The organism is Streptococcus suis (assembly GCF_046032115.1).
GTDB lineage: Bacteria > Bacillota > Bacilli > Lactobacillales > Streptococcaceae > Streptococcus > Streptococcus suis_AJ.
Genome location: NZ_JARQOZ010000072.1, coordinates 1 through 1,782 on the forward strand (window position 1 = coordinate 1; position 1,782 = coordinate 1,782).

At 37.9% G+C, this 1,782-nt stretch carries 1 protein-coding gene; it reads left to right on the forward strand.

What is annotated here, in order from left to right; genetic code table 11:
- The first annotated feature begins 83 nt into the window (after nt 1-83).
- Nucleotides 84-1,397 carry an excalibur calcium-binding domain-containing protein gene (locus P7J36_RS11505; RefSeq protein WP_408552180.1) on the forward strand — a complete coding sequence of 438 codons (1,314 nt, stop codon included), beginning with the start codon at nt 84-86 and terminating at the stop codon, nt 1,395-1,397.
- Nucleotides 1,398-1,782 lie beyond the last annotated feature (385 nt).

A 1,782-nucleotide genomic window follows, 5' to 3' on the forward strand; every position in this document is an offset into this window, starting at 1 on the left:
ATAGTCAAGTTAACATTATTACACTCATTAAAAATTTGGGATTGAAAAATCCCCATAAACTTATTTTACGAGGAGAATGATTTATGTTTAAGAAAAAAGCAACTCAGATAGTTAGCGAAACGTCAATAAAAAAATCTAGAAAGTTTCTTAATCGGAAAACAGCAGGAATAACTGGTGGTGTCCTACTTACAACATTTATCGGTTCACAACTAATGACTGCTGAGCTTCCGAAAAAAGATGACCTTTATGGACAACAGTATGTAACAGTCGTAAGACATCTTCAGGAAGCAGGTTTTAAAAATATTCAGGGGGTGGAAATTACTGATTTAGAATTTGGAAAAATAGGTGAAAGCGATCTTGTCGAACTCGTCTCTGTTGACGGAGAAGATTGGAAGGAAGGACGGGCTTTAAAAAATATCCCAATTACAATCTCCTACCATGTTCCCAAAAAAGATGCCGTTGAATTCAACCTACCAGCTTCTAAAAATTTAGCAGATGTCGAGAAAGAGCTGAAAGATTCAGGTTTTAAACAAGTCGAACTAACTCCTGTTCTGCTAGTAGAAGAAGGCAATGCGGACAAAAAAGATAAAATTGATCGCCTTCAAATCGGAAATCACACCTATCAATCCAATCATTTTTACTCTACTAGTCTCCCTGTTACATTAACCTATTTTGACGTTAGCAAAGATAACATCAAACTACCAAAAAATCTAGCAGAGGCTAAAACAAAACCAGAGCTCGAAAAACAGCTAACAACAGCAGGATTTACAGACATCAAGTGGACTGCTGTTGCGGACAAGGATAAAGCAAAGCACGAAAAAATTCAAAAAATTAGTCTAGGTGGCGCAGAGCTTCAGTTGCCCACCAAACAGGAGATTATCAGCAAAAAATCAACCCCCATTGTAATCACCTACTACGATTTCTCTAGCTTCGCTGAACTGCCATCATCCATTTCAACGAAAACAGCTGCAGATACTAAAAAATTGTTTACTGACGGTGGTTTTTCTCAAGTATCTGAAGTAGCAACAGAGACCAATGAAATTGCTAAAAATGGACAAATCATTGCGGTCGAGATTGATGGAAAATCTTTTAACGAGATGAACGATAAGGTCATCAAAAAAGATAGCAAAGTCATTATCAAATATTGGAATGCTGAAAAAGCTATTGCTGAGAAAGCACGTAAAGAGGAAGAAGAACGTCTCGCCGCCGAAGCGCAAAAAATTGCAGAAGCAGAAGCACAAAGCCAAGTTCAGCAATTTGCTGCTACACCATCTCAAAACACATATTATCCAAATTGTAAGGCAGTTAGACAAGCAGGAGCTGCACCAATCTATCGTGGTGAACCAGGTTACGGTAGTCATTTAGATCGTGATGGAGATGGGATTGGTTGCGAATAGGAAAAATGTTGACAACGTTTACATTATATGCTATGCTACACTTATAAAGGAGGGATTGCTCATGGCCTATAAATACCGTATGATTTTATCGTTCCTAGTCTCTGGATTATCTTTATATCTAGTGGCAACTGTTTTTGATAAGAGTATATGGGAAGGACCTTTATTGATTACCTTTTCCTTCCTCAGCTTAATCTATGGATGTGTCATGCTCTACAAGTGGAAACCAAAGGCAGCAAAAATCATTTTTGAGTGTGTCGGAAATTTCTTATCATTCCCCTGGTCCTAATAACAAACAAGCTCAAATCGGGCTTGAATCATTCCCGTAGTTGGTTATGCCCTACCCATCATAGCTTTTCAAACTTTCAAAAAGAAAAATCGCCACGGT